At 64.7% G+C, this 19,214-nt stretch carries 18 protein-coding genes and 1 other RNA gene; 9 read left to right on the top strand and 10 right to left on the bottom strand.

Going from position 1 to position 19,214, the window contains the following annotated elements; genetic code table 11:
• Positions 1-5: 5 nt before the first annotated feature.
• The 4 genes from ftsY to GM672_RS02335 form a co-directional block, all read right to left on the bottom strand.
• On the bottom strand, positions 6-1,076 hold the full coding sequence (gene ftsY, locus GM672_RS02350) for a signal recognition particle-docking protein FtsY (protein ID WP_155468940.1): 1,071 nt from the start codon (positions 1,074-1,076) through the stop codon (positions 6-8).
• A 106-nt stretch (positions 1,077-1,182) separates the two neighbouring features.
• Positions 1,183-2,133, bottom strand: coding sequence for a MerR family transcriptional regulator (locus GM672_RS02345; RefSeq protein WP_155468919.1), 951 nt, complete (start codon positions 2,131-2,133; stop codon positions 1,183-1,185).
• Positions 2,134-2,344: 211 nt separating this feature from the next.
• A complete protein-coding gene (locus tag GM672_RS02340; RefSeq protein ID WP_155468918.1) occupies positions 2,345-3,262 on the bottom strand; it encodes an AEC family transporter in 918 nt (305 codons plus the stop codon).
• A gap of 46 nt (positions 3,263-3,308) precedes the next feature.
• Positions 3,309-4,283, bottom strand: a complete 975-nt coding sequence (locus tag GM672_RS02335) for a TauD/TfdA family dioxygenase (protein WP_155468917.1) — start codon at positions 4,281-4,283, stop codon at positions 3,309-3,311.
• A gap of 349 nt (positions 4,284-4,632) precedes the next feature.
• On the opposite strand from GM672_RS02335, the gene GM672_RS29700 reads away from it, so the two are divergent.
• Positions 4,633-6,273 carry a methyl-accepting chemotaxis protein gene (locus GM672_RS29700; RefSeq protein ID WP_155468916.1) on the top strand — a complete coding sequence of 547 codons (1,641 nt, stop codon included), beginning with the start codon at positions 4,633-4,635 and terminating at the stop codon, positions 6,271-6,273.
• Positions 6,274-6,424: 151 nt separating this feature from the next.
• On the top strand, positions 6,425-7,504 hold the full coding sequence (locus GM672_RS02325; protein WP_155468915.1) for a porin: 1,080 nt from the start codon (positions 6,425-6,427) through the stop codon (positions 7,502-7,504).
• Positions 7,505-7,596: 92 nt separating this feature from the next.
• On the opposite strand, the gene GM672_RS02320 is transcribed toward GM672_RS02325, so the two are convergent.
• Positions 7,597-8,565 (bottom strand): IS1595 family transposase, encoded by a 969-nt coding sequence (locus GM672_RS02320; RefSeq protein WP_155468914.1) that lies wholly within the window; start codon positions 8,563-8,565, stop codon positions 7,597-7,599.
• Positions 8,566-8,699: 134 nt separating this feature from the next.
• On the opposite strand from GM672_RS02320, the gene GM672_RS02315 reads away from it, so the two are divergent.
• A complete protein-coding gene (locus tag GM672_RS02315) occupies positions 8,700-9,320 on the top strand; it encodes a hypothetical protein (RefSeq protein ID WP_229417515.1) in 621 nt (206 codons plus the stop codon).
• 21 nt (positions 9,321-9,341) lie between these two features.
• On the opposite strand, the gene GM672_RS02310 is transcribed toward GM672_RS02315, so the two are convergent.
• The 5 genes from GM672_RS02310 to GM672_RS02290 all read right to left on the bottom strand — a co-directional run bounded on the left by GM672_RS02310 (position 9,342) and on the right by GM672_RS02290 (position 14,977).
• The gene (locus GM672_RS02310) at positions 9,342-10,148 is read right to left on the bottom strand and encodes a hypothetical protein (protein ID WP_170299896.1); all 807 of its coding nucleotides are present in this window, start codon (positions 10,146-10,148) and stop codon (positions 9,342-9,344) included.
• Positions 10,138-10,863: a hypothetical protein gene (locus GM672_RS02305; RefSeq protein ID WP_155468913.1), complete on the bottom strand. Its 726-nt coding sequence runs from the start codon at positions 10,861-10,863 to the stop codon at positions 10,138-10,140. Before GM672_RS02305 ends, GM672_RS02310 begins: the two co-directional genes overlap by 11 nt.
• Positions 10,863-12,026: a sialidase family protein gene (locus GM672_RS02300; RefSeq protein WP_155468912.1), complete on the bottom strand. Its 1,164-nt coding sequence runs from the start codon at positions 12,024-12,026 to the stop codon at positions 10,863-10,865. Before GM672_RS02300 ends, GM672_RS02305 begins: the two co-directional genes overlap by 1 nt.
• 249 nt (positions 12,027-12,275) lie before the next feature.
• Positions 12,276-13,076 (bottom strand): HDOD domain-containing protein, encoded by an 801-nt coding sequence (locus GM672_RS02295; protein ID WP_155468911.1) that lies wholly within the window; start codon positions 13,074-13,076, stop codon positions 12,276-12,278.
• 200 nt (positions 13,077-13,276) lie between these two features.
• Positions 13,277-14,977 carry a thiamine pyrophosphate-binding protein gene (locus tag GM672_RS02290; RefSeq protein WP_155468910.1) on the bottom strand — a complete coding sequence of 567 codons (1,701 nt, stop codon included), beginning with the start codon at positions 14,975-14,977 and terminating at the stop codon, positions 13,277-13,279.
• A gap of 179 nt (positions 14,978-15,156) precedes the next feature.
• Between GM672_RS02290 and GM672_RS02285 the strand changes: the two genes are divergently transcribed.
• The 6 genes from GM672_RS02285 (at position 15,157) to mraZ (ending at position 19,209) form a co-directional block, all read left to right on the top strand.
• A complete protein-coding gene (locus tag GM672_RS02285; protein WP_229417514.1) occupies positions 15,157-15,453 on the top strand; it encodes an ArsR/SmtB family transcription factor in 297 nt (98 codons plus the stop codon).
• Between the two features lie 9 nt (positions 15,454-15,462).
• Entirely contained in the window at positions 15,463-15,720 is a 258-nt protein-coding gene (locus GM672_RS02280) for a hypothetical protein (protein WP_155468908.1), read from the top strand.
• A 23-nt stretch (positions 15,721-15,743) separates the two neighbouring features.
• Positions 15,744-16,181: a hypothetical protein gene (locus GM672_RS02275; protein WP_155468907.1), complete on the top strand. Its 438-nt coding sequence runs from the start codon at positions 15,744-15,746 to the stop codon at positions 16,179-16,181.
• Positions 16,182-16,186: 5 nt separating this feature from the next.
• Positions 16,187-16,533: RNase P RNA component class A (gene rnpB, locus GM672_RS02270), an RNA gene on the top strand.
• Positions 16,534-16,593: 60 nt separating this feature from the next.
• Complete coding sequence (gene glpK, locus GM672_RS02265) at positions 16,594-18,084, top strand: glycerol kinase GlpK (RefSeq protein WP_155468906.1); 1,491 nt, start codon at positions 16,594-16,596, stop codon at positions 18,082-18,084.
• A gap of 696 nt (positions 18,085-18,780) precedes the next feature.
• Positions 18,781-19,209 carry a division/cell wall cluster transcriptional repressor MraZ gene (gene mraZ / locus GM672_RS02260; RefSeq protein ID WP_170299895.1) on the top strand — a complete coding sequence of 143 codons (429 nt, stop codon included), beginning with the start codon at positions 18,781-18,783 and terminating at the stop codon, positions 19,207-19,209.
• The last annotated feature ends 5 nt before the right edge of the window (positions 19,210-19,214 follow it).

The following is a 19,214-nucleotide window of genomic DNA, read 5'->3' as shown; positions in this document are numbered from 1 at the left end:
TGGCCTTAACCGAGCAGGGCTTCAACGAACTCGGCCGCATTGAAGGGCTGCAAATCCTCGATTTTCTCGCCGATGCCGATAAAGTACACGGGCACGGGGCGCACGCGGGCGATGGCGGCAATGACGCCGCCCTTGGCGGTGCCGTCCAGCTTCGTGATGATCAGGCCCGTCAGCTGCAGCGCCTCGTCGAAGGCCTTCACCTGGGCCAGTGCGTTCTGGCCAGTATTGCCGTCGATAACCAGTAACGTCTCGTGCGGCGCCCCATCCATGCCCTTGCCGATGACGCGCTTGATCTTCTTCAGCTCTTCCATCAGGTGCAGCTGGGTCGGCAGGCGGCCGGCCGTATCGATCATGACGATATTCGTGCCCTTGGCCTTGCCGGACTGCACCGCGTCATACGACACGGCGGCCGGGTCGCCGGACTCCTGCGATACCACCGTCACATTATTGCGCTGGCCCCACACCATCAATTGTTCCCGGGCGGCGGCGCGGAAGGTGTCGCCGGCGGCCAGCAGCACGGACTGGCCATGCGCCTGCATGTGCTTGGCCAGCTTGCCGATGGTGGTGGTCTTGCCGGCGCCGTTGACGCCGGAAATCATCATCACCGTCGGCTGATGACGGCCCAGCTCGAACGATTTTTCCAGCGGACGCAGCAGGTCGATCATCAAGACCTTCAGCGCGGCCTTGACGGCGGCGGCGTCGAGCAGCTTGTCTTCCTTGACCTTGCGTTTCAGGGCGTCGAGCAGGTACTGGGTGGCATCCATGCCGGCGTCGGCCATCAGCAGGGCCGCTTCCAGTTCCTCGTACAGCTCGTCGTCGATGCGGGCGCCGACGAACAGCACGGACAGGTTGGCCGACGTCTTCGACAGGCCCGCCTTCAGGCGGCTCATCCACGACTGCTTCGCCTCGGGCCGGGCCGCCGTCTCCATCTCGAAGTCGAGCAGCGGCTCGGCCTGCGGGGCCGGCGCGGCAGCGGGCACGGCGGGCGCAACGGTGGGAACGGCCGGCGCAGGCGTCGGCGTGGACGTAACGGGTACGTCCGGGGTAACGGGTTTTTTCTTGAAGAAGCTGAACATTGGTGTGCTGTAGAAGGCGCCGCGGCCATGGCGGGCCGGGATCACCGGCTATTCTACCAGAGCGCGCGTGTCAACCTGCGTCAACCCTGCTGTATTCCAGACAACATTACCCGGCTGTCGCCAGCGCCGCGCGTGCACGCCAGCCGGCCAGCGCCGCGGGAATATCGGCCAGCGCCAGTACGGTGACATCGGCGGGCGCGCGGCGGCGCAGCGCCGAATTGGCGCCGCCCGCCCAGATGCCGATCTCCGCGGGCAGCCGGGCGCGCAGCTCCTTCAGGGCATCGAGCACGTGGCGGGGATTCATCGTCGACGAAAACGACAGTGCCACCATGTCGCAGCCCTGGCGGCAGGCCGCATCGACGATATCGGGCAGCGGCGTCTGCGTGCCCAGCGACACGCAGTCGGCGCCATCGGCCGCCATCAGCGCCTCGGCCATCAGCAGGCCCAGGCCATGCTTTTCCTGCGGTGTCGTGGTCAGGAGGATGCGCGGCCGCGGGGCCGGCTGGCCGGCGCCCGGGTGCGGCAGCGAGAAGATGGCGCTGCGGATGACCGTCTGCAGGCCCTCGGTAAACAGATGTTCCTCGAACACGGCCAGTTCGCCGCAGGCCCAGGCGTCGCCGACGGCCGTCGTCAGCGGGGCCATCAGGTCGAGCACGAAGTTCTTCAGGCCCATCACGAGCAGTGCCTGCGACAGCTTGCGGCGCAACGCATCGCCCTGGCGGCCCCGGCACAGGTCCAGGTACGGTTGCAGGTCGGTGGCCGGGCGGAGGCGGGGTTTGGCGGCGCCGGCGGCCTGTTCGGCCAGCGCGCGCAACTCCTGCGTGCTGTGGCCGATCACCTTGCCGGGGCGGAAGCCCAGGTCGATCAGGCGTTTCACCAGGCGCAGCTTCTGCACCTGCTCGAACGGATACAGCCGTTCGCCGAAGGGATCGCGCTGCGGCTGGGGGAAATCGTAGCGGCGTTCCCAGACGCGCAAGGTTTCCTTGGCGACGCCGGTATCGCGCTCGACGTCGCTGATCGTGCACGGCGGGGGCGGGGCCATGTCGGTGGTGTTCATCAGGCGAAAACGTTCCTAAGATTAGGCGAGCTGCATTCTACAGGCGATTGCGCCTGTGTAAGTTGCTTACTGTTTACTAGCAAGTCTCCGCGAAATGGCTTGTCCATGACAGCAAGCCACAGACCCGGGCCTGAGCCTTGCAGCCGGCCCTCCGCTATTGATTTATTGTAGTTCTGCCATGGACAAACGATAGTAGGAAATATTTATCATCTTACGCCGCCAGCCACGGCATGAACTGCCGCGACAGCGGCACCGTCACCAGCGCCAGCAAGGTCTGCAAGGTGATCAGCGAAGCCATCAGCCGGGTATCGCCGCCCAGCTGCTTGGCCATGATGTAGGCATTCGGCGCCGTCGGCAGCGCGCAGTAGAAACAGGCCGCCATGGCCACCTGCGGCGACACGGCGAAGAACAGGCAGATCTGCGCGGCGATCAGCGGCATCACCAGCAATTTCAGCACGGACGTGACGGTCAGCGCGGCGGGACGGGCGCCCTCCAGCGAGAACACCAGGCCGCCGCCCACGCACAGCAGGCCCAGCGCCGTGGCCGACTTGCCGAGGATGTCGAGCGTATTCATCAGTTCCACGGGCAACTGCAGGCCGGACAGGCTGACCAGCACGCCGGCCAGCGTGGCCTGGATGATGGGGTTGCGCGCCAAGGTCTTGCCGACCGTGACGAGGTTCGGCTTGCTGCCGCTCCACCAGGCCAGCGCGATGACGGACAGGGCATTGACGACGGGCAGGCACAGCGCCAGCGACAGCATCACCAGCGACGCCGTCTTCGCTTCGAAGAACAGGCCGGCCACGGCCAGGCCGAAATACGTGTTCGGCCGCATCGCGCCTTGCATCACGGACGAGCGGCTGGCGCCCGGCAGGGCCGGCCACAGCAGCAGCGACGCCAGGGTCAATGCCACGATCAGGAAGGTGGGCAGCAAGGTTGCCAGCGCCAGCTCGCCGACCTGGCTGCCGTGGAAGCTCAGGCGGGCGGTGCCGGCAAACAGCATGGCCGGGAAGGCGATGTTGTACGAAAACTTCTCGATGGACGGGAAGAAGTCCGCCGGCATCCAGCCGAAGCGGCGGATGGCCACGCCCAGCAGGATGATGACGAAGACGGGAATGATGGAAGCAAGCATGAAATTCTATCGAAGGAGCGGCAAGGTCGGTCCGGTGTCGGGCCGATCAGTCGGCCGAAATGCCGGACGGGCCGACGCGCAGGGCGTTCGGCGTGCTCGAGACACGGATGCGGATCAGGTGACGGCCCGGGTCCGTATACATGGCGCGGCCGTGCAGGGTGCGGTGGTTGTCCGCCCACAGCAGTGTATCGTCCGGCAGCTGGCGCGTGAAGCGGGGCGCGTTCTTTTCGATGATGCTGTTGAGCAGCTGGACGGCCGCCACCAGTTCCGGCGTCGCCATATCGGGACGCGCCGCAAGACCTTTTTCAATCGAATCGTAGCGCCACCGCATCGAAAGGCCATCGCCGTGGAATACGGGCGCGTAGAATAGCTCGACCTGTTCGTCCTGGGCCGCATACACGGACGGGACGCGGAACGGTACCTGGGCCGTGCGCAACAGGGTGTAGGCCGCGCTGCCTTCGGGAGTGCGTTGCAGTTCCGCGACGATGTCCTCGACGTCGATCAGCAGCGATTCGCCGCCGTTGCAACGGGCCGACGATACGACGTACAGGAGGAATTGTTCTTCCGGCATCGGGTAGAACGAGGAATCGGTATGCATGTCGGCCGTGCCCGTGCGCTCCGAGAAGGTGACGAACTTCGACTGTACGCCCTGGCGTGCCCGCACATCCCATGCCACCCGGTGGGTGCGCTGGTCGGTCGACGTGGGAAAGCCCTGCGTCAGCGCGATGGCGTACAGGGCAGCGTTACGGTGCGCCTCCGACAGGCCGGCCAGGCCCAGGTCGGTGATGGCCACGCCGCGCGCCTTGCTGATGGCCAGGTGGGCGGCGAAATCGCGCAGGGTTGGCACGGCCAGCAGCTCGCGCTGCAGCGCTTCCTCGTCCGGGTGCGGGTAGAAGCCGTTGCCGTTGAAGTCGTCGAAGTAGCGGTCGATGATGGCAATGATGTGGGCCAGATCTTCGCCCCACGAGAAGTTGGTTTTTACGACAGAGATGTTGCCGCTTTGTTCAATGGTCGAAAACATGGTGGTCCTTTGTTTGAATTGCCGTACGGCAATAAAAACTGCATTCTGGACCAGTTCTTTATTACATTCAAGAACAATTTGTTGCGTTGCAGCATTGGCAAGATTGCTTCCAGTTCATTCATTTCTAAAGCTTTCTCCGCAGAGCGCCCTCAACCGTAGGCTTAGTTGCCTGTTTCGTCAGAGCTTGACGGAACTTTCAGAATGAAGTTTTGTACACCCACAAAAACGACAGATGTGCCCGGATAGGGCCGTTTTCCTCGTGGGGCAAGGCACGGATTGTTACAATGCGCTAGAATTTTGCCATGCGGCAATATCGTTGCTTAAACCTGATTTCGTCAAGGACCTCACAATGAAGTGGCTCACCGAGCGCAAGCTCTCAACCAAGCTGGGACTGGCTTTTGCTGCCGTTCTGGTCATGACGGCCTTCGTCGGCCTGTTCTCCATCAACCAGCTGTCCAAGGTCAACGACACGGCCACGGACCTGTCCTCGCGCTGGATGCCGGCCATGCGCGTGATCCAGGACATCAAGTCGCAGATCGCCCGGGTCCGCACCCGCGAACTGCAGTACATCATTTCCGATGACGTGGCCGACCTCGACAAATACGACAAGGTCATCGCCAACGACCTGGTCGACCTGAAGAAGATGCAGGACGATTTCGTCAAGCTGATCAAGACGCCGGAAGAGCAGGCCTTGTATGACGAATTCCTGTCGATGTGGGACCGCTACATGGTCGAGGACGCGAAACTGCGCGCCGCCGTGCGTGCCGGCGACCAGGCCCTGGCGAAGAAGCTGATCCGCGGCGAATCGAACAAACTGATCGTTTCCCTGCGCGGCCAGGTGGACAAGCTGGTCAAGCTTTATGGCGACGGCGGCAACCGCGCAGCAGAATTTGGTGATCAGGTATACAATGCCTCCCGCAACTGGATCTTCGGTTTGCTGGTGATCAGTGTTGCCCTTGGTGCCCTGGGTGCGCTGGTGATTACGCGCTGGCTGGTCAATACCCTGGGCGGCGAACCGCAGTACGCGGTGAAGCTGGCCAACATGATTGCCGCCGGCCAGCTGAATGTGGCGGTCGATACCCGTCCGGGCGACAAGACCAGCCTGCTGTTCGCGATGAAGTCGATGCGCGACAGCCTGTCCAATATTGTGGGCCAGGTACGCCACGCAACCGACACGATCGCGAGCGCGGCACAGCAGGTGGTGGCCGGCAACCTGGACCTGTCGGGTCGTACCGAGTCGCAGGCCAGCTCGCTGGAAGAAACGGCGGCGTCGATGGAAGAACTGACCACCACCGTGCGTCACAATTCCGACAGCGCGCGCCAGGCCAACCAGCTGGCGCTGAATGCGTCGTCGATCGCCGAACAGGGCGGCCAGGTGGTGTCGCAGGTGGTCGACAAGATGGGCACGATCAACGAGTCGGCGAAGAAGATTTCGGACATTACCAGTGTCATCGACGGCATCGCGTTCCAGACCAATATCCTCGCGCTGAACGCGGCCGTGGAAGCGGCCCGTGCCGGCGAGCAGGGACGTGGCTTCGCCGTCGTCGCCTCCGAGGTGCGTAACCTGGCACAGCGGTCGGCATCGGCGGCACGCGAGATCAAGGAACTGATCGGCGATTCCGTCGAGCAGGTCGAAGCGGGCACGAAGCTGGTCAACCAGGCCGGCAGCACGATGGAGGAAGTGGTGGTCAGCGTGCGCCGGGTCACCGATATCATGGGTGAAATCACGGTCGCCGGACAGCAGCAAAGCGCCGGCATCGTGCAGGTGAACGAAGCGATCGCCCAGATGGACGCAGTGACGCAACAGAACGCGGCATTGGTGGAAGAAGCCACCGCCGCATCGCACAGCATGCAGGACCAGGCTGCCAGCCTGGCCCAGCTTGTGAGCATCTTTACACTTGATGGATTGCCAAACCATCAGTATAGTGCCGCCTCCAGTGCCTCGCGCACTGATTCGAAGCCGGCACGATTGAATCGGCCGCGACAATAAAAGAGTGAGCGCCGTCTGACGGCACAGTGGCAAATCGGGGTTTGCCCTCACCATAAGCGGTGCCGGCCGGTAGGTTCGGCAAGGCGCCGCAAGACCGAGTTAAGCCGTTGCTTTTCTTTTTTTGCATGCAACACAACTGAAGGAACCTGTAATGAAAAAAACTCTAATCTCCGTCGCAGTTCTGGGCGCAATGAGCAGCGCCGCTTTTGCACAGTCGAATGTAACGATTTACGGTATCGTGGACGCTGGCATTGTCAGCGAACGCGGCGGTAAAGCAGGCAATGTGACCAAGGTCTCCTCCGGCAACGCCAACGCTTCACGTATCGGCTTCCGCGGTACGGAAGACCTGGGTGGCGGCCTGTCCGCAATCTTCACCCTGGAAACGGGCTACAAGGTCGATGACGGCCAGCTGGACGCGTCGAACACCCTGTTCAACCGTCAAGCCTTCGTCGGTCTGCGTTCGGCAACCGCCGGCACGATCACCGTCGGCCGCCAGTACACCCCTTGGTACAACGCGCTGGCACAAGTTGCCGACCCGTTCGCAGCCGGCCTGGCCGGTTCGGCGAAAAACCTGTTCCCAGCGAACGGCGCCAACCTGCGCAACAGCAATGCTGTCGTGTACCAGACCCCAGTGTTCAATGGCTTCTCCGGCGAAGTGTTCTACGGCTTCGGCGAGCAGTCCGAATCGTCGGCTGGCCGCCAGCTGAGCGCTGCCCTGTCGTACGCCAACGGTCCCCTGAACGCCCGTCTGGCCTACAACAACCGCAACAACGACACCGCCACCGGCGTGGCACCGACCCAGCAACGCGACATCGGCCACAACAGCCTGCTGGCCGTGAACTATGACTTCAAAGTCGCCAAGGCATTCTTCGCTTACGGTCAGAACAAGGGCCTGAACAGCTCGACGCTGCCGAACGCCGCTGCCTACACGACCGCGCCGATCACCGCATCGACCGACACCCGCAACGGCCTGGTCGGCGTGCAGATCCCTGTCGCCGCTTCCGGTAAAGTCATCGCTTCCGTCATCCACACGGATGACCGCGAATCGTTCAACCGCGATGCCAACCAGTGGGCCATCGGCTACATGCACGACATCTCGAAGCGCACGACCGCCTACGCGTCGTACGCCAAGATCGACAACAAGAATGGCGCTTCCTACACGGTTGGCGGCAATTCCGAAGTCGGTACGGGCGACACCGCGTTCAACGTCGGTATCCGTCACTCCTTCTAAGCTTCTGCTTGGTTGATGAGAACCGGCTGCTTCGGCAGCCGGTTTTTTTTTTGGCGCTGTCACCCGGTCGCAGTGAACTGTCCACTCAGCATTCAACTTCCTGCCGGGAATAATGCAGCCCGTAAAAATTGCTGCGGCGTGCTCAGGTGCCGACAGTCGAGCTCGTGTATCCAGCCCAGGTAGTGGGGCAGGTAGCGGCTCGCCACGCCGTGAAAGCGGATCAGCCAGCTCTTGAACACGGCGTGATACCGGTTCACGTTCTGCACGTGGATTTCCCCCAGCGCCCGCTCGCCCTGGCGCAAATTGACGGCCCGGTGTGCGATGCCGTGATCTTTCGCAAAATCCCGATAGGCTGTCGCCGCATCGGTGGCCAGCAGGACGGCCTTGTCCAGCACGGGTAACAAATGCTGCTGCAACTGCGCCGCCGTGACGGGCCCGCGCCCCGGGACGAAATCGCAGGTACGCCCTTGCCGGTCGCGCGCCACGAGAATGCAGTCCAGTTCGCCGCTGATGCCCCGCTTTTTCGCATGACCACCTCGCCGCCGGGGAGGACGCGTCATGTGACGCGAGCCCTTCTGCGATTCCAGTAAATACGTTTCGTCGGCCTCGACGATGCCGCTCAAGGGTTGGGGCCGATCGTCCTTGGCCATGGCAAGAAAGCGGTGGCGCCAGCGAAAGCTCGTGTTGCGGTGGATGCCGGTCGTTTCCGCTGCCGCGCGCACGGTCATCGAACCGAGCATGCACTGCAGGAACGGTAGCCATTTTTCGCGCAGGCGGATAAACGCCAGCGGGGTATCGGTCAGCGCATTGAAGCTTCGGTGGCAATCCCGGCAGCGGTAGCGCTGCAGGCCGCGCAGGATGCCGTGGCGGTACAGCTTGTCGCCGTCGCAGTGCGGGCATCGGCGCAGGCGCGCGCCCCGTTCCTCGATGATGGCCAGGCAATCGGCCAGCGAGGCACAACGTTCGAACAGACGGCGCAACCCATCTCCCTGCTCTCCGGTCAGCCTGGTCAGCCACGCCAGGCACTGCGTCCGCACCGCCGCGTACTCGTCGATTTCCATGCCCGCCTCCGTCTGGCTGATGCCAACTTACGGTATGACAATGGTCGAGCCAACAAGTTCCTTGCGACCGGGGCACAGCGCCTTTTTTTCGCCTGCCGTTCCGCCAGGCCGGCGCGGCGGGTGAAGCAGGTAGAATGGCGCCAGTTCATTTCACCCTGCCTGCCATGAAAACCAGCCACCGCGCCGCCGCCGGCGCCATTCTGATCGCCTCCTGTGCCGCGCTGTCGGCCGCTTCCGCCGCGCCGAACGGCCGCGCGGCCGAGCGGGGCGGCGTGCCCCGCCACGGCATGGTGGTGTACTCCGATTTGTGCGTGAATCCGGACAGTGGCGAGTTCGGCGGCCAGCGCATCACCTTGCAGCGCTTTGCCGAAGTCGATACGGTGATCTACGAGTACACGGCCGGTGGATTGTCATGGCCGCTGGTAGCCAGCGAGGTCAATGTCGATCCGCGGGGGAAAATGATGTATTTCACCGTGCAGCCGGCCGAAGGCGAGCCGCGCACGGTGAGCGGTAAATTCTCGCCCAATGGCGATGTATTGACCCTGGACGGCGGCTATTGCGGCGACGAGACGGTGCCGATGAAGCTGGAGAAGGTGCGCGACTTCGGCCGCAAGGCGGGCGCATGCAAGCCTTGTCCGGCCGGCAAGAAGGCCAAGGCCTTGCTGCCGGAGGAAGCCTTGCCGGCGGAATTGCCAGAGGAGGGCGTCAAGCCGGTATCGCCAAAATGGGAGCCGGTGCCGCCGTCGCAGGGGTGACGGGCGACCCGGCCTGGTGCATCAGGACGACATCGCGCCGGCGCCGGCGCTGAGCATCCATGCCACCATCAGCAGGAAGGCCAGCTGCATGGCGAACAGGGCGGAGAGGCGGCAGGCGTCGGCCTTGTTTTCGAACAGGGCCGGCTTGCCGTAGTTGTAGCCCGTGAAGTAGGCGGCGAACACGGTGGCCAGGTAGTGCACGGCGCCGAACATTTCGCCCAGCTCGCCCTTGCGGGGATGCTCGATCAGCGCGTGCGACAGGGCCACCAGCACCAGGTAGACGATCGACGCGCCCAGCGGCGGCAGGTACAGGCCCAGGTCCTCGACCCAGCGGCGCACGCCCGGCTTGACGCGGGCCAGCAGCGGCAGCACCAGGTTGTGTGTCAGGCCCACCAGGGCGATGATCTTCAGCAGCACGGCCTTGTGCAGGCTCTCGCTGCCGACGGCCAGGTTGTGCAGGTTCGTTTCCGACTGCTTGTTGTTTTGCAGGAAGAACTCTGGCGACTGGATCTGCAGGATGCGCTGGAACCAGCTGATTTCTTCCAGTGCGGCCAGCGCCACCAGCGCCGTCAGGCCGCCCAGGGCCAGCAGCTCCAGGCTGAAGCGGCGCGACTGCCGCCAGCGTTGCACGGTGGCAAATCCCAGCATGCCGGACAGCACGGCAAAGCACAGGAACTGCATCCATTCGACGATGCCGTCTTCGCCCAGCAGGCGCCACAGCTTCGTCAGGTCCGGGCCGGACCAGGCCACGGCCAGGCCCAGCACGAACACGTTGATGATGATCGCCATGACGATCACCGGATGGGAATGCAATTTCTTAGCTGCCACTGACGTGCTCCTTGATGGTTGAAGAATGTTCTATCGTCACGCCCACGGCGTCCGGCACCAGCAACGGGGCCGGTGCCTGGACCGGCGCGGCAACGGCGCCATGTCGCGCGGCACGGCGCACGGCCAGCACGGCCAGCGTGACGATGGCCCAGGCCCACAGGAACGGGTCGAGCAGGGCGTCCCACAGGTTGCCCGTCGGCAGGCGAAGCAGCGAGAACAGCAGGATCGCCGCCAGCAGCGCCACCGCTTGCGTGCGGGCCCGTTCGGCCACGATGGCGGCCACGCAGCCCAGCGCGCCCAGCACCGCCAGGGCGGGGGCGCCGGCCGGGCCGAAGCCCATATAGTAATAGCCCTGGGTCAGGAGGCCCATGGCGTCCAGGTACAGGATGGTACCGGCGGCAACGATGACGCTTGCCAGCACGGGCGACATGACAGCCGTGTCGTTCCGCGCCGGGCGGCGGCTTCGCAGCAGTTGCAGCACGCAGCAGGCCACCAGCAGGCCGCTGGGATACTGGAATGCCAGGCCCAGCCAGTGTGCCGGCGACGCCGCGCCGGGCAGCAGGAACAGCGCGGCCAGGCCGGCCAGCAGCGCGGCGAAGCGTCGGCCCGACAAGGTGCGCGCGGCCGGCAGGGGCGCCAGCAACACGGTGGCGGCGACGATGGCCCAGGCCAGCCGGCCATACATGACTTGCCAGGCGAGATCGGGCAGGCTCATCAGATGTTGTCTCCGATTGCAATGCGGTAGCGGTGGTGGGCGATGGCACGCCGCTGGTGGGTGTAGGCAACATGCAGCTCATTGCCGACCTGCTGCATGGTGGGGTAGGAGAATTCGTCGCCGGCCGCGCCGTTGGCGATATCGGCCAGCTTGCGCCACGTGCGGCCGTCCTTCGACAGCGACAGGCGCAGCATGCTGCGCGAGCTGGCGCCATCGGCCACGTGGTTGTGCAGCATCAGGAATTCGCCGTTGCGCAGCCGGATCGCGGCCAGCGACGTGCTGTGGTTCGGCAGGTCCAGCGCCGGCAGGTCCTCCCAGCTGGCGCCGCCGTCGCGGCTGTAGGCCTGCTGCACGCGCTGCTCGTCGCTGGCGTCGCGCATCCACGCCCGCACTTCCGTGGCCGAAACGGGCACGAGGGTGGGCTGAAGGGTGGTGGTGCGGCGGCCGATCCGGGCCAGCCAGGACGGGTCGCCGTCGGCATTCGACGCCATCAGCATCGGGTACTTCAGGCCGATCTCGAAATACACGGGCAGCCACCAGCCGCCGTCGACGAGGCCGACGGGCGCATTGCGCACCAGCACGCTGGTATTGAACAGGGGCGACATCGGCAGCAGGCGCTTGACGTCGAAGCTGACGCCCTGGTCGTTCGACACCAGGTGCACCAGGCGCGAGGCGGCCCAGCCGCCCAGGCCCGTGGCCACGACATACAGGTGGATGCGGCCGTCGTGCGCCGTCCACGCCACCGGATTGCCGATGCGGCGCACGCCGAAGCCCAGGGCCTTGCCCAGCGATGCACGGCTGGCCACTTCCCACGGCTGGCCCCACTTGCCGTTGGTCCAGCGCGCCGCGTAAACCTTGACGTTGGGGCCGCTCTCGCGGCTGCCGGCCCACCAGAAAGCCAGCATGCGGTCACCCGGGAGTGTGGTCAGCGCACTGGCGTGGGCGGACGGCACGTCGCGCGGCATGGGGATCAGGCTGTTGGAGATTTCCGTCAGGCTTGCCGTCCCGGGCGTGAGCACGTCGACCGTGGTGGGCCGGACGACGCCGTCGTGGGCGCGGGCCCAGCGGATGCCTTCGGCGGCCAGCACGCACAGCGCTGCCAGCAGGCAGGCGAGTACAGTGCGTTGACGCGAACTGAACTGCACGATTCGGGAACTCTCCATATTCTTCCGTAGAGGGCCCGGTCACGGCAAGCATGCGTCGTAGGGGCACCAGATATTCCAAGGCGTTAGCGCAACCATCGCCGCGCCGGGCCGGCGGCCGGATCGTGTCGCGGTGGCGGCGGACTGCGCCCGGGTTCTGCCCGGAAACGCGCAAAGGCAATATCCTACAGGAAATCGGCATTCCTCATCAATTTCATGCCGAAAGTTTCACCCGGCCGCGCGCCGGTGACGGGCGCGGCCTCCATCGCCTCAGGGTGCGGCGGAGAACGAATCGTGCGACGGGAAGCGCTTGCCCAGCCATTCCTTGCGCACTTGCAGGGCGCTCATCACGTCGGCCGGCAAGGTGTCGAGAATGGCCGGGTCGTCGCTGGGCGTGTCGGCAAGAAGGCTGGCCAGGTGGATGATGCCGGCCAGCTGGCAGAACGGATGGGCCGCCATCGGGTCGGACGAGCATTCCAGCGCCCGCACGATCTTCAGGGGGAAATTCCAGCGACGGCCCAGCTCGGCCGTGATCTGGCCTTCGGAGAAGCCCAGCAGTTTCTGTTCGCGCTCCCAGCGGCCGCCCGGCAAGTGGGGCAGCTGTTCGATCTGGGCAAAGGCCACGGGCGAGACCTGGTAGATCAGCAGTTCGCCCAGGCGCAGCATCATGCCCGCCAGCCACGCTTCGCCGCCATCGATGCCCAGGCCACCGGCCAGCCACTTGGCGTAGCCGGCGCAGGCCATGCTGCTCTTCCAGAATTCGTCCGAATCCAGGCCTGGCAGGGCGGGGAAGGAGTCGGCGAAGCAGGCCGCCAGCGCCAGCGTCCGGATATGGGCCATGCCGGCCAGCGAGATGGCATCGTCCAGCGAGCTGACGTTGCGGCTGGACCCGAAGCGGGCACTGTTGGCCAGGCGCATCAGCTTGGCCGTCAGGGCCGGATCGCGTGCAATGATGGCCGCCACGTCCTTGGAGGAAGCGTCGTCGTTGTCGAGGGTGGCGATCAGGGCGTGGCCCACTTCGGAAATGGTGGGCAGTTTGACGTTGTCGAAGAAAATCGTAAGGCTGGTCATGGGGCACTTTCAGGGATCGGTGGAGCTGTTGATCCAGTGTAATGCCCGATTTTCTTGTTTTACGGAATGTTTGTTTTAAATCAGTAAGAAGTGTTGCGCGGATGCCGAGAACGGTCGCACCCGTGTGTACTTGGCGCTTGAGCTCGTGTCCATGTCCGGGTCTGACCCCATGGTGGACACGAGCTCGGCAATGGACTGCCTTACTTCGCCTTCGCCGCGGCGGCGGTGGCGCGGATGGTCTCGAGCGTGGCGCCCGGCGTGATCAGGTTGCCGTCGTAGCGCAGTTCGATGATGGCCGGCAGCTTGCGTTCGCGGGTGAAGGCGAGGGCGCGTTGCAGGGCGGGGGCGAAGGCGGCCGTCGTCTCCACCACTTCGCCCTGGCCGCCGCAGGCCTGGGCCAGCGCGGCGAAGTCCGGGTTGTGCAGGGTCGTGCCGGAAACGCGGCCCGGGTACTCGCGCTCCTGGTGCATGCGGATGGTGCCGAACATCTGGTTGTTGAAGACGATGATGACGAGGCCTGCGTTGTACTGCACGGCCGTGGCCAGTTCCTGGCCGTTCATCAGGTATTCGCCGTCGCCGGCGAAGGTGATGACGGTGCGCTCCGGGTCGACGATCTTGGCCGCCACGCCGGCCGGCACGCTGTAGCCCATGGCGCCGCTGGTGGGAGCCAACTGCGTGCGCATTCCGCCGTAGCGGTGGAAGCGGTGCGCCCACGTGGCGTAGTTGCCGGCGCCGTTCGTGATGATGGTGTCGCGCGGCGTCAGGGTGTCGATGTCCTGCACCACCTGCCACAGGTCCAGCGGCGCGGTGCCGTCCTGGAAGATGGCGGGCTTGCGCTGCCACGCCTGCAGTTCGGCCTTTGCTTCGGCCACGCTGCCGGCCCAGGCAGCACTGTCGACCGGGTCGAGCGCAGCCAGCATGCTGGCCACTTGCGGCATGCCGCTGGCGATCATCAGGTCGGCCTGGTAGACGCTGCCCAGTTCCTCGGTGCTGGGGTGGATATGCACCAGGCGCTGTTGCGGCACGGGTGCGGTCAGCAGCGCGTAGCCGCTGGTGGTCATTTCGCCCAGGCGCGGGCCGACGGCGATCAGGAGATCGGCATCGCGCACGCGCGCGGCCAGCTTCGGATTGATGCCGATGCCGACGTCGCCGATGTAGTGTGGATGGTCGTTGTCCAGCAGGTCCTGGTAGCGGAATTCGCAGGCCACCGGCAGCGCATTGGCTTCGGCGAAGCGGACGATGTCGGCGCAGGCCGCGCCCGTCCAGCCGCTGCCGCCCAGCAGCAGCATGGGGCGCTTGGCTTGGGCCAGCATGGCGCGCAGCTGGTCGATCTGGGTCCGGGCCGGCGCGGCCTGCACGCCCTGGTAACGGCGCGTGTCGGCCACGGCAGCCTGGCGCACCAGCATGTCTTCCGGCAGCGCCAGCACGACGGGACCCTGGCGGCCGCTGGTGGCGACCTGGAAGGCGCGTGCCAGGTATTCGGGAATGCGGTCGGCCCGGTCGATCTGCGCCACCCACTTGGCCATCTGGCCGAACATGCGGCGGTAGTCCACTTCCTGGAAGGCTTCGCGGTCGATGAAGTCGCTGCCGACCTGGCCGATAAAGAGGATCATCGGTGTCGAATCCTGGAAGGCCGTGTGCACGCCGATCGACGCATTGGTGGCACCGGGGCCGCGCGTGACGAAGCAGATGCCGGGTTTGCCCGTCATCTTGCCGTAGGCATCGGCCATGAAGGCGGCGCCGCCTTCCTGGCGGTTGATGATGAAGCGGATCGACGATTCGTGCAGCGCATCCAGCACGTCCAGGTAACTCTCGCCCGGCACGCCGAAGGCGGTGTCGACACCGTGGATTTTCAGTGCATCGACCAGGATCTGGCCGCCGGAACGGGTTGGATGCGTCATGTCTGCCTCGTGGAATGAATATCCCCGCATTCTAGAGGGGCGGGGCAGGGCTGGCTTTTGGATAGGCGACACCAAATTTACGTTTTGCCACTTCCCCGGCCATGGCTATTGACATGCTTACACCTGTAAGATAATCTTTACACATGAAACGCGAAACTGAACGAAGTGAGGGCGACCGCATGCTGCTCATGCTGGCGGCCCTGGCCAACCCCCACCGCCTGCGCATCCTGGCGGCGCTGGCCACGGGCGGGCGCAATTACGTCAGCCAGCTGGCGCGCGAGATCGGCATCAGCCGCCCGCTGCTGCACCTGCACCTGCAGAAGCTGGAGGATGCGGGCCTGGTCGTCAGCCAGATGGAGCTCTCCAGCGACGGCAAGGCCCTGAACTATTTCGACGTCAGTCCTTTCGACGTCGCCCTGACGCCGGCGGCCATCGCGGCGGCGGCAAGCTCTTTGACCACCAATCCTGAACCATAGAGGCGCACCATGTCGGAACCCGTATACCTGATCTCCATCGGCGCATTCTGCCTCACCATCCTGCTGGTGTTCGGCATGCGCTACCTGTCCGTCATTGCCCAGGCCAAGTACCGCCACGTCAACGACGAGGCCTACCGCCACCTGTCGCAGCAGGCCCTCGATGCCCAGGCCCAGACGGCGGCCACGTTGAAGGCGCTGCAGGCCACGCTGGCCGAAGTCAACGGCCGCCTGGTGTCGGTGGAAAACGTGTTGAAGGAAGTCGGCTGACAATTCACCCTGAAGGAGCTGCCATGCACCACGTATCGCCGTTTCGCCTGAACCTGCTGCGCGCCGTCTACCTGTTGATCGGCGTCGGCCTTGCCGTCAATGTCGGGCCCCAATTGCTGCGACCCGCGCCGGCGGACCTGATGCAGGGCGTCGTCAACTGCATGCTGGCGGCGGTGGGCGCGCTGGCCTTCGTCGGCGTGCGCTATCCGCTGCGGATGCTGCCCCTGCTGCTATGGGAGCTGGCGTGGAAATCCCTGTGGCTGCTGCTGGTGGCGCTGCCGGCCTGGCGCGCCGGTCCCCTCGACGAAGGCACGGCGGCCACGCTGTTTGCCTGCGCCATGGGCGTCGTGGTGCCGCTGGCGTTGCCGTGGTCCTACGTGATCCGCCGCTACGTCACGGCGCGTGGCGAACCGTGGCGCGGCGCGAAAGGCCAGGGGGCGGCCCCACATACGGTACAATAGCGGCCGAAGCAAGCCAGACAGCCGCTGGCCGGTGCAGCAATGCACTGGCGGGAGGAAGGTCCGGACTCCACAGAGCGGGGTGACGGTTAACGGCCGTCCGCCGAAAGCCTTGCCGGCGCAAGCCGGCAGGTATAAGGCGAGGAATAGGGCCACAGAGACGAGCGTATTAAGTTACGGTGAAACGCGGTAACCTCCACCTGGTGCAATTTCAAATAGGCACGCGATGATGCTGCTCGCGGAGCGTGCGGGTAGAAAGCTTGAGCGGCGGAGTAATCCGCCGCCTAGAGGAATGGCTGTCATAGCGCGGGCGACCGCGCCGTAACAGAATCCGGCCTATCGGCTTGCTTCACTTTATTCCCCCTTGTCGGTAACCTGCACGTTTATCCGTTGTCGATATTCTTGCGAGGTTGCCATGACCGACTACATCCTGGCGCTCGACCAGGGCACCACCAGCTCGCGCGCCATCCTGTTCGACCGTACCGGCCGCCTGTGCGCCAGCGCGTCGCAGGAATTCCCCCAGCACTTCCCCCAGCCGGGCTGGGTCGAGCACGATCCCGACGATATCTGGAACAGCCAGCTGGCCGTGGCGCGCCAGGTGCTGCGCGAGGCGCACGTGGCGGCGCACCAGGTGGCCGCCATCGGCATCGCCAACCAGCGCGAGACCACCGTCATATGGGAGCGCGCCACGGGCCGCCCCATCGCCCCCGCCATCGTGTGGCAGGACCGGCGCACGGCCGACGCCTGCGAGGCCTTGCGCGCGGCCGGCAAGGCGGCAATGATCTGCGAGCGCACGGGCCTGGAACTGGACTCTTATTTTTCCGCCACCAAGCTGGCCTGGCTGCTCGATCGCGTGCCCGGCGCGCGCACCCGCGCGGCGGCGGGGGAGCTGTGTTTCGGCACCGTCGACAGCTGGCTGGCCTATAAGTTATGCGGCGCGCACGTGACGGACGTGGGCAACGCGTCGCGCACGATGCTGTTCAATATCCACCTGCTGCGCTGGGATGCCGACCTGCTGGCCCTGTTCGACATTCCGGCAGCGCTGCTGCCGGAGGTGGTGCCGTCCTGCGGCAACGTAGGCATGACCCATGCGGACCTGTTCGGCGCGCCCATCGCGCTGGCCGGCATCGCCGGCGACCAGCAGGCTGCCACCTTCGGCCAGGCCTGTCACCACAGCGGCATGGTCAAGAACACTTACGGCACCGGGTGCTTCATGCTGATGCACGCGGGCGCGCAGCCGGCCGTGTCGCATAACCGGCTGCTGTCCACCGTCGGCTGGCGCCTGCACACGGAAACGTGCTACCTGCTCGAAGGCAGCGTCTTCATGGGCGGCGCCACCGTGCAGTGGCTGCGCGACGGGCTGGGCATCATCCGGCAGTCGAGCGACGTCGAACCGCTGGCGGCCAGTGTGCCCGACAGCGGCGGCGTGCTGCTGGTGCCGGCTTTCGTCGGCCTGGGTGCGCCCCAGTGGGACCCGTATGCGCGCGGCACCATCGTCGGCCTCACGCGCGGCAGCACGGCCGCCCACATCGCCCGCGCCGCCGTGGAGGCCATCGCCTACCAGAGCGCGCAACTGCTGCAGGCCATGCAGAAGGACGCGCGCGTGCCCGTGGCTGAAGTGCGCGCCGACGGCGGGGCCGCCCGCAACGACATGCTGATGCAGTTCCAGGCCGACCTGCTGGGCGTGCCCGTGCTGCGCCCGAAGGTGACGGAGACGACGGCGCTGGGCGCGGCCTACCTGGCCGGCCTGACCGTGGGCTTCTGGGCCTCGCAGGAGGAAATCGCCGCCCAGTGGCGGTGCGAACGCCGCTTCGATCCGGCCATGAACGCGGACCGCCGCGCGGCCCTGCTGGCGCGCTGGGGCAGGGCCGTTGAGCGCGCACAAGCGTGGGAACAGCCCCTGTAGCGAAAAAGCAAGTACTTCGCCCGCAGGCCGCATGGAGCCGTGGCCGTGACGGTGGCTGCTGCGGCGCGAAATTTCTGGACGGAACGCCGAACGGCGTATAATCCCGCACTGCAACATCGACGCACCTACGCTGATTTGTATAGACAACTACTTGCCCAGAAGCATGTAAACTCTGGGCGTTCCGGAGTGACGGGTTGGGTTTTTGTCAGCTCGGTAATGTTTTCGCCATTATCGGGGGAGAGTGCTTACTCAGCCGCGAAGGCCCCGCGGGCTTATGGCTGAGCAGTAATGACAAGGAAACATCGAAACGGGCGACGGCCATTTTGATAGCGTTGCCGGCCTGCGACGTTGTTCTTGTTTCACGGAAATATGATGATCTAATTCTAATTTCTTTTGTTCTTTCGAGAACATCAGACTGCTGCCATGCAGATGAGGTAGCACTTTCAAATTCCTTCCTAGGTGCCTGATTTCTAGAGTTATTTTCACTCGAGGCTGCTTCAAGGAACGGCGCTAAGTCCTTAATTTCATTAATAAAAATGGCGTTTTGCAAGCCGGAAAGCGCTTGACCACGTTCTTGCCATACTCTAAAGTGGGCATCTGTGTGAAAAAGTGTGGTTTTGTGGGATGTTTCGGCGAAACTTGCATGGCCAACATAACACCGAACAATAATCAGGGTTCTGAAGAGAAAGTTTAGCCGTGTTCCAGGGCGCGTCCGCAATTACTCTCGATGCGAAGGGCAGGATGTCTATTCCCGCCAAGCATCGTGACGCACTGAGCATTCAGTGCGAAGGACGCCTTACGCTGACGAAACATCCCGATGGTTGCCTGTTGATGTATCCACGACAAGTTTGGGAAGCCAAGCGCGACCAGATCGCCGCGTGGCCGATGGCGGCCCGGGGCTGGCAGCGCATCCTGCTGGGCAATGCCAGCGACGTGGAAATGGATTCGGCCGGCCGCATCCTGATCGCGCCGGAACTGCGCGATGCCGTCGGCCTGGGCCGCGAAGTCGTGCTGTCGGGAATGTTGACGCATTTCGAGATCTGGGATCCGGTCAAGCGCACCGAAAACGAACAAGCCACCATCGATGTCGGCATGCCCGACACGCTGTCCGATTTCTCCTTCTAAAGGCC

Source organism: Pseudoduganella buxea, assembly GCF_009720835.1.
In the GTDB taxonomy this organism is placed as follows: Bacteria; Pseudomonadota; Gammaproteobacteria; order Burkholderiales; family Burkholderiaceae_D; genus Rugamonas; species Rugamonas buxea.
Note: the sequence above shows the minus strand (reverse complement) of the source record. Positions and strands in the feature narration are given on the sequence as shown.